Source organism: Kineococcus sp. TRM81007, from assembly GCF_022669155.1.
In the GTDB taxonomy this organism is placed as follows: Bacteria; Actinomycetota; Actinomycetes; order Actinomycetales; family Kineococcaceae; genus Kineococcus.
Genome location: NZ_JALBVB010000033.1, coordinates 20,715 through 28,136, shown reverse-complemented (window position 1 = coordinate 28,136; position 7,422 = coordinate 20,715). Strand labels below are relative to the sequence as shown.

General features: G+C 76.5%; 8 protein-coding genes and 1 riboswitch. Of the genes, 7 read left to right on the top strand and 1 reads right to left on the bottom strand.

Features of this window, described 5'->3' with window-relative positions; all coding sequences use genetic code 11:
• The first annotated feature begins 48 nt into the window (after positions 1 to 48).
• Positions 49 to 801, top strand: a complete 753-nt coding sequence (locus tag MN205_RS03615) for a potassium channel family protein (RefSeq protein ID WP_242124385.1) — start codon at positions 49 to 51, stop codon at positions 799 to 801.
• A 36-nt stretch (positions 802 to 837) separates the two neighbouring features.
• On the opposite strand, the gene thiE is transcribed toward MN205_RS03615, so the two are convergent.
• Positions 838 to 1,503 (bottom strand): thiamine phosphate synthase, encoded by a 666-nt coding sequence (thiE, locus tag MN205_RS03610; RefSeq protein WP_242124383.1) that lies wholly within the window; start codon positions 1,501 to 1,503, stop codon positions 838 to 840.
• A 31-nt stretch (positions 1,504 to 1,534) separates the two neighbouring features.
• Positions 1,535 to 1,644, top strand: a riboswitch (TPP riboswitch).
• Between thiE and thiO the strand changes: the two genes are divergently transcribed.
• From thiO to MN205_RS03580, 6 genes are all read left to right on the top strand, one after another.
• On the top strand, positions 1,634 to 2,770 hold the full coding sequence (thiO, locus tag MN205_RS03605) for a glycine oxidase ThiO (RefSeq protein ID WP_242124381.1): 1,137 nt from the start codon (positions 1,634 to 1,636) through the stop codon (positions 2,768 to 2,770). (Overlaps the previous riboswitch by 11 nt.)
• Positions 2,767 to 2,997 carry a sulfur carrier protein ThiS gene (gene thiS / locus MN205_RS03600; RefSeq protein ID WP_242124379.1) on the top strand — a complete coding sequence of 77 codons (231 nt, stop codon included), beginning with the start codon at positions 2,767 to 2,769 and terminating at the stop codon, positions 2,995 to 2,997. The genes thiO and thiS overlap by 4 nt, the downstream gene beginning before the upstream one ends.
• Positions 2,998 to 3,029: 32 nt before the next feature.
• Complete coding sequence (locus MN205_RS03595) at positions 3,030 to 3,824, top strand: thiazole synthase (protein ID WP_242124452.1); 795 nt, start codon at positions 3,030 to 3,032, stop codon at positions 3,822 to 3,824.
• Positions 3,821 to 4,951 carry a molybdopterin-synthase adenylyltransferase MoeB gene (gene moeB / locus MN205_RS03590; protein ID WP_242124377.1) on the top strand — a complete coding sequence of 377 codons (1,131 nt, stop codon included), beginning with the start codon at positions 3,821 to 3,823 and terminating at the stop codon, positions 4,949 to 4,951. Before MN205_RS03595 ends, moeB begins: the two co-directional genes overlap by 4 nt.
• A 164-nt stretch (positions 4,952 to 5,115) precedes the next feature.
• Positions 5,116 to 6,126 carry an alcohol dehydrogenase catalytic domain-containing protein gene (locus MN205_RS21470; protein WP_242124375.1) on the top strand — a complete coding sequence of 337 codons (1,011 nt, stop codon included), beginning with the start codon at positions 5,116 to 5,118 and terminating at the stop codon, positions 6,124 to 6,126.
• Complete coding sequence (locus MN205_RS03580) at positions 6,123 to 7,415, top strand: LLM class flavin-dependent oxidoreductase (protein ID WP_242124373.1); 1,293 nt, start codon at positions 6,123 to 6,125, stop codon at positions 7,413 to 7,415. Before MN205_RS21470 ends, MN205_RS03580 begins: the two co-directional genes overlap by 4 nt.
• The last annotated feature ends 7 nt before the right edge of the window (positions 7,416 to 7,422 follow it).

Here is a 7,422-nt window from a genome sequence, read left to right as displayed (position 1 = left end):
CGGCGCCGCCCGGTGGACAGCCGGCCACGGCGCCGGTAGGGAACCGGGGTGAGCACCCCCGTCACCAGCCCCCGAGACGCCCGGTACCAGGCGTACGAGCACGTCGGCGAGCGGGTGGCCCCGGTGGTGGCCGCCCTGTGGCTCATCGCCTACTCGCTGCCGATCCTGCAGCCGGAGCTGCCGGGGGCCGTGCGCACCGCGTGCCACGTGGTGCGCACCGGCGTGTGGGCGGCGTTCGGCGTCGACTACCTGGTGCGCCTGGGGCTCAGCGGCCACCGCCTGCGGTTCCTCGTCACCCACCCGCTGGACCTGCTGCTGCTCCTGCTGCCGATGCTGCAGCCGCTGCGGCTGCTGCGGATCGTCACGGTGCTGCGGCTGCTGAACCAGCGCGCCGGCACCCGCCTGCGCGGGCAGGTGAGCCTCTACGTGACCGTCTCGACGGTCCTCATCGGGTTCTGCGCCGCCTGCGCCGTCCTGGAGGCCGAGCGCGGCGCCCCCGGCGCGACCATCGCCACGTTCGGCGAAGCCGTGTGGTGGGTCGTGACGACCATCACCACCGTCGGGTACGGCGACTTCGCGCCCGTCACCGCCACCGGGCGCGCCGTCGCGGTGGGGCTGATGCTCGCGGGCATCGCCCTCGTCGGCGTGGTCACCGGGTCGCTGGCGTCGTGGTTCCTGGACGAGGTGCGCGACTCCTCCGGCGAGGACGCGGAGGCCACCCGCGCGGACGTGGCCGAGCTGGCCGACGAGGTGCGCCGGCTGCGCGAGCAGCTCGCCGCGCGCGGGACCGCGGGGAGCTGACCCGCCGGGAGCCGACCCGCCCCGTCCCCCACCCGGTCAGGGCGACGGCGGCAGGGCGCGCAGCAGCGCCGCGGTGGCGGCGGCGGGGTCGTCCGCCTCCGTGATCGCCCGCACGACGACGACCCGCCGCGCCCCCGCGTCCACGACCTCCTGAACGGTGCCCAGGTCGATCCCGCCGATCGCGAACCACGGCGTGGTGCCCGCGTTCGCCGCGGCGTGCCGCACGAGGTCCAGACCCGTCGCGGCGCGCCCGGGCTTCGTGGGCGTCGCCCACGTCGGTCCCACGCACGCGTAGTCCACCTCGGGGTCGGCGACCGCCGCGTCGAACTGGGCGGGGGAGTGGGTGGAGCGGCCGATCAGGGCACCGGCGCCCACGAACCGGCGGGCAGTCGCGGGCGGCAGGTCCCGCTGCCCCAGGTGCAGCACGTGCGAGCCTGCGACGGCGGCCACGTCCGCGCGGTCGTTGACGGCCAGCAGGCGCCCGTGCCGGCGCACCGCGTCGGCGAACACCTCCAGCAGTTCCAGCTCCTCGGCGGCCTCGAGGCCCTTCTCGCGCAGCTGCACGACGTCCACGCCCGCACCCAGGACGGCGTCGAGGAACTGCTCCAGGTCGCCCTCGCGGCGGCGGGCGCCGGTGCACAGGTACAGGCGGGCGGCGCGCAGCGCGTCGCGGGGGGCGGTGGTTCCTGCGGGGTTCGGCACCCGCGCGAGTGTGCCAGGGGCGGGGGTAGGGTGGCCGCACCACGGGAGCCCGGGAGCGCGGGCTGAGAGGGCGAGCGCACTCGCCGACCGTTGAACCTGCTCCGGGTCGTGCCGGCGAAGGGAGTGTGCTGTGAGGGCGTGCGACGTCGTCGTGCTCGGCGGCGGGATCGTCGGGACCGCGTGCGCGTGGCGGCTCGCCGAACGGGGCCGTCGCGTGGTCCTGGCCGACCCCGACCCCGGCGGCGGTGCCTCCCGCGCGGCCGCGGGGATGCTCGCGCCCGTCAGCGAGCTGCACCACGGCGAGCGCGAACTGCTGGACCTCTCCCTGCTGGCCGCGGCGGGTTTCCGCCGGTACGCCGTCGAGGCGGGTGCCGCGGGGAACGCGCCCACCGGGTACCGGCACTGCGGAACCCTCGCCGTCGCGCTCGACGCCGGCGACCGGGCCCGGCTGGCCGACGTTCGCCGCGCCCAGGAGCTCCTCGGCCTCGACGTGCAGGCCCTCACCGGCCGCGAGTGTCGGCGGCTGGAACCGTTCCTGGACCCGGCCGTCTCCGGCGGCACGCTCGTGCACGGCGACCACCAGGTCGACCCGCGGGCGCTGCTGGCCGCGCTCCGGGCGGCCGCCGCGGCGCGGGGGGTGCGGGTGGTCCCGCAGCGCGGTGAGGTCCTCGTCGAGGACGGCCGCGCGGTCGGGGTGCGGTTCGCCGACGGCCCCCCGGTGCGCGCGCCCCTGGTTGTCCTCGCCACCGGTGCCCGCGCGCAGGGCCACGCCCCGGTGCGGCCCGTGAAGGGGCAGGTGGCGCGGCTGCGGATGCCCGCCGGGCAGCACCTCCTGCAGCGCACCGTGCGCGGCGTCGTGCGCGACCGCGACGTGTACCTCGTGCCGCGCGAGGACGGCGAGCTCGTCGTCGGCGCCACCACCGAGGACCGGGGTTTCGACGAGACGGTCACCGCCGGGGCCGTGCACGACCTGCTGCGCGACGCGCAGGCGCTCGTGCCGGGGACCGCCGAGCTGGAGCTCGTCGAGGTCCTCGCACGCTCGCGCCCCGGCTCGCCGGACAACCTGCCGCTCATCGGCCACGGCGACGTCCCGGGCCTGCTGCTGGCGGTGGGGCACCACCGCAACGGGGTGCTCCTGTCGGGGGTGACGGCCGAGGCCGTCGCGGCGCTCGCCGACGGCGAGCCGGTCCCGCCCGAGGTCGCGGCCTGCGACCCGGGGAGGTTCGGGTCGCGCACCGCGGCCCGCGAGGAGGTGGGTGCGCTGTGACCGCGACGAACGGGCAGGTCGAGGTGCTGGTGAACGGGGAACCCCTGCGGGTCCCGGCGGGGAGCAGCGTCGCGGACGTCGTGGCGAGGTTCGCGCCGGGGCTGGAACCGGGCCGCGGGACTGCGGTGGCGCTGGCCGACGAGGTCGTCCCCACCGGCAGCTGGGGTTCGACGGCGGTGACGGCGGGCGACCGCCTCGAGGTGCTGCAGGCGGTGGCGGGAGGGTGAGCACGCAGGTGCTGGACGAGGGCAGGACCAGGTTGGACGACCCGTTCACGATCGCGGGCCGGGAGTTCACCTCCCGGCTCATCACCGGGACGGGCGGCGCGGCGAACCACGACGTGCTGGAACGGGCGCTGCGCGCCTCCGGCACGGAACTGACGACGGTGGCGCTGCGCCGCGTGGACCCCGCCGCGCGCGGTTCCCTGCTCGACGTGCTGGAACGGGTGGGGGTGCAGGTCCTGCCCAACACCGCCGGGTGCCGCACGGCGCGCGAGGCGCTGCTGACCGCGCGCCTGGGCCGCGAGGCGCTGGGCACCGACTGGGTGAAGCTGGAGGTCGTCGCCGACGAGGACACGCTGCTGCCAGACGCGGTGGAACTGCTCGACGCCGCCGAGCAGCTCGTCGACGACGGTTTCACCGTCCTGGCGTACACCAACGACGACCCGGCGCTCGCGCTGCGCCTGGAACGCACCGGGTGCGCGGCCGTCATGCCGCTGGGCGCGCCCATCGGCACCGGGCTGGGGATCCTCAACCCCCACAACATCGCCCTGATCGTCGAGCGCGCCGGTGTTCCCGTCGTGCTGGACGCGGGCATCGGCACCGCCTCCGACGCCGCGCTCGCGATGGAGCTGGGGTGCGACGCGGTGCTGCTGGCGACCGCGGTGACCCGCGCTCAGGACCCGGAACTGATGGGGGTCGCGATGCGGCACGCGGTGCTGGCGGGCCGGGCGGCGCGGCGCGCGGGACGGATCCCGCAGCGCGCCCTGGCGCAGGCGTCCTCCCCGTGGGCCGGCCTGGCGCAGTTCGACGCGACTGCGGGAGGTGCCCCGTGAAGCTCGAACCCCTCGTGGAACCCGGCGGTGAGCTGACTGCCGAGGAGCGCCGCCGGTACTCCCGCCAGCTGCTGCTGCCGGAGATCGGTGAGGTGGGGCAGCGCCGGCTGAAGGCCGCCCGGGTCCTCGTGGTCGGCGCCGGCGGTCTGGGTTCGCCCGCGCTGCTGTACCTGGCGGCCGCGGGCATCGGCACGATCGGCGTCGTCGACGACGACGTGGTGGACGAGTCGAACCTGCACCGGCAGGTCCTGCACGGCACCGCGGACGTGGGCCGGGCGAAGGTGGACAGCGCCGCCGGCGCGGTCGAGCGCGCGAACCCGCTGGTGCACGTGGTGCGGCACCGCGAGCGCCTCACCGCGGGCAACGCGGTGGAACTCGTCTCCGGCTACGACCTCGTCGTGGACGGTGCAGACAACTTCGCCACCCGCTACCTCGTCAACGACGCCTGCGTCCTGGCGGGCAGGCCGTGGGTGTGGGGTGCGGTGCTGCGGTTCGCCGGGCAGGTGTCGGTGTTCTGGGACGAGCACGGCCCCACGTACCGCGACCTGTTCGCCGAGCCGCCCGCACCGGGCACGGTGCCCTCCTGCGGGGAGGCCGGGGTCGTCGGCGGGGTCTGCGCGGCGGTGGGTTCGGCGATGGTCACCGAGGCCGTGAAGCTCGTCACCGGCGCCGGGGAGAGCCTGCTGGGCCGCGTGCTGGTGCACGACGCGCTGGCGATGACGTGGCGCACGCTGCGCCTGGCCCGGGACCCGCGCCGCGCCCCCGTCACGGAGGTCGCGGACGCCGTGCAGCTGTGCGCGGTGGACGACGCGGACGTGCCGGAACTGGACGCGGTGGAACTGGAGCGGCGCCTGCGCGAACGCGACGCGGGCCGCGACGAGTTCGTCCTCGTGGACGTGCGCGAACCCGACGAGCACGCCGCGAGCGCGATCCCCGGCTCGGTGCTGGTTCCGCTGGCGGACCTGCTGGCGGACCCCGCTCGAGTGCCGGCGGACCGGCCGCTGGTGCTGCACTGCGCCGGCGGCACCCGGTCGGCGAAGGCCCTGCGCGCGCTGCGCGAGCGCGGCCGCACCGACGTCGTGCACCTGAGCGGCGGCATCGCCGCCTGGGACGCCCTCGGCGCCTGAACCGCTCCGGGATCCCGTACCCCGGGAACCCCTGGCTCCCGAGACCCTCGAAACCCCCGAACCTCCTCCACCCCCACCCCGCGGNATCAAGGAAGTTGCGACTTCCTTGATCACCGCGGGATCGGAGGGCTGGAGGGGGGCCACCCCGTCGTGAGGAGAGAACCGTGCGTGCTGCCCGCTTCACCGGACCCGGCCGGCCGATCCAGGTGCAGGAGGTCCCGCGACCGGTTCCCGAGCCGGGCGAGGTGCTCGTGCGCGTGCGAGCCGCCGGCGTGTGCGCCACCGAGCTGCACTTCGCCGAGGGGTTGCTGACCCCCGCCCGCACCCCGATCACCCTGGGGCACGAGGTCGCCGGCACCGTCGAGGAGACCGGCGCGGGCGTCACCGCGTGGGTCCCCGGCGACCGCGTCGCCGTGCACTACTTGCACTCCTGCGGCGACTGCCGGCAGTGCCGCCGCGGCCGGGAGAACCTGTGCAGCGCCCCGCGCGGGATGCTCGCCTTCGCCTCCGACGGGGGTTTCGCGGAGTTCCTCGCCGTGCCCGCGCGCAGCCTGGCGCGGATCCCGGACGCGCTGACGTTCGAGCAGGCGGCACCGGTGGCGTGCAGCGTCACCACCGCCCTGCACGCCGCCGCGGTCGCCGACGTGCGCGCCGACGACGTCACCGTCGTCTACGGGGCGGGCGGCGTGGGGTCGGCGCTGGTGCAGGTGCTGCGCCACCGCGGGGCCCGCGTCGCAGCCGTCGCCCGCTCGCAGCGACGTCGCGACCTGGCGCGGTCCCTCGGTGCCGAGTGGGTCCTCGACCCCGCCGACGGGGACGTCGGCGCGCAGGTGCAGCGCCTCACCGGGGGCGCGGACGCGGTGTTCGAGCTCGTCGGCACCGCCGCCACCGGGCGGCAGGCCCTCGCCGCGCTCGGTCCCGGCGGGGCGCTCGTCTACGTCGGCTACTCCGCCGAGCGCGTCGAGCTGAACCCCGTGGAGCTGGTGGTGCCCGAGCAGCGGATCCTCACGTCCGTCTCGAACACCCTGGCGGAGCTGGAGCTCGGCCTGGACCTCGTCGCGCGCGGCGTGGTGCGCTCCGTCGTCGACCGCGTCGAGCCGCTGGACGCGGTGGACGAGGTGCTGGGCGCGCTCGCGCGCGGCGAGGTCACCGGCCGCGCCGTGCTGGTGCCGTGAACCCCGCGGGACGGCAGCTGCACCTCGGCGCGTTCCTGTACGGGACGGGCCACCACGCCGCCGCCTGGCGCCACCCGTCCTCCGACGTCGAGCGCCTCGGGGACGTGCGCTGGTACGAGGACCTCGCCCGCACCGCCGAGCGCGGCCTGCTCGACGCGGTGTTCTTCGCCGACGGGCAGTCCACCGGTGACGTCTCGCTGGGACCGGGCTGGTTCCTGGAACCGCTGACCACCCTGGCGGCGATGGCCCGCGCCACCGAGCGCGTCGGCCTGGTCTCCACGGTGTCCACGACGTTCTGGCAGCCGTTCCACGCCGCGCGCACGCTCGCCTCCCTGGACCACCTGTCCGGTGGGCGCGCCGGGTGGAACGTCGTCACCTCCATGCACGACGCGGAGGCCCGCAACTTCGGCCTGGACGCGATGCCGCCGTCGGAACGTCGGTACGAGCGCGCCGCGGAGTTCGTCGAGGCCGCCCTGGCGCTGTGGGACTCCTGGGACGCCGACGCCCTGGTGCTGGACCGCGCCGGCCGCTACGCGGAACCCTCCCGCGTGCACCGGGTCGAGCACCGGGGCGCGCACTTCTCCGTGGACGGCCCCCTGACGGTCCCGCGATCCCCGCAGGGCCGCCCGGTGCTGTTCCAGGCGGGCGCGTCCGACGCCGGCCGCGACCTCGCAGCCGGCCGTGCGGAGGGCGTCTACGCCGTCGCGCACGACCTGCCCAGCGCGCGGGCGTACCGCGACGACGTGCGCCGCCGCGCCGCCGCCGCGGGCCGCGACCCCGACGCGCTGGTCGTCATGCCCGGCCTGGTGGCGTTCGTGGGGTCCACCGAGGAGGAGGCGCACCGGGCGCGGGCCGAGCTGGACGCGCTGCTGCCGGTGGAGCACTCCCTGGCGCAGTTGTCGGCGTTCGTGCAGCAGGACTGCACCACCTGGGACCTCGACGCACCCGTGCCGCCGCTGCCACCCGCGGCCGGTTTCCCCGGCCCGCGCGGGCGCTACGAGACGATCCTGCGGATCGTGGAGGTGGAGCGGCCCACCGTGCGGGAGCTGCTGGGGCGGCTCGCCGCCGGAGGCGGGCACTGCACGGTCGTGGGCACCCCCGGGCAGGTGGCCGACCGGCTCGAGGAGTGGTTCCGCGGGGGAGGGGCCGACGGGTTCAACCTCATGCCGCCGACGCTGCCCGGGTCGCTGGAGGTGTTCGTGGACCACGTCGTGCCGGAGCTGCAGCGCCGCGGCCTGTTCCGCCGCGAGTACGCGGGCACGACCCTGCGCGAGCACCTGACCGGGTGAAGGGACC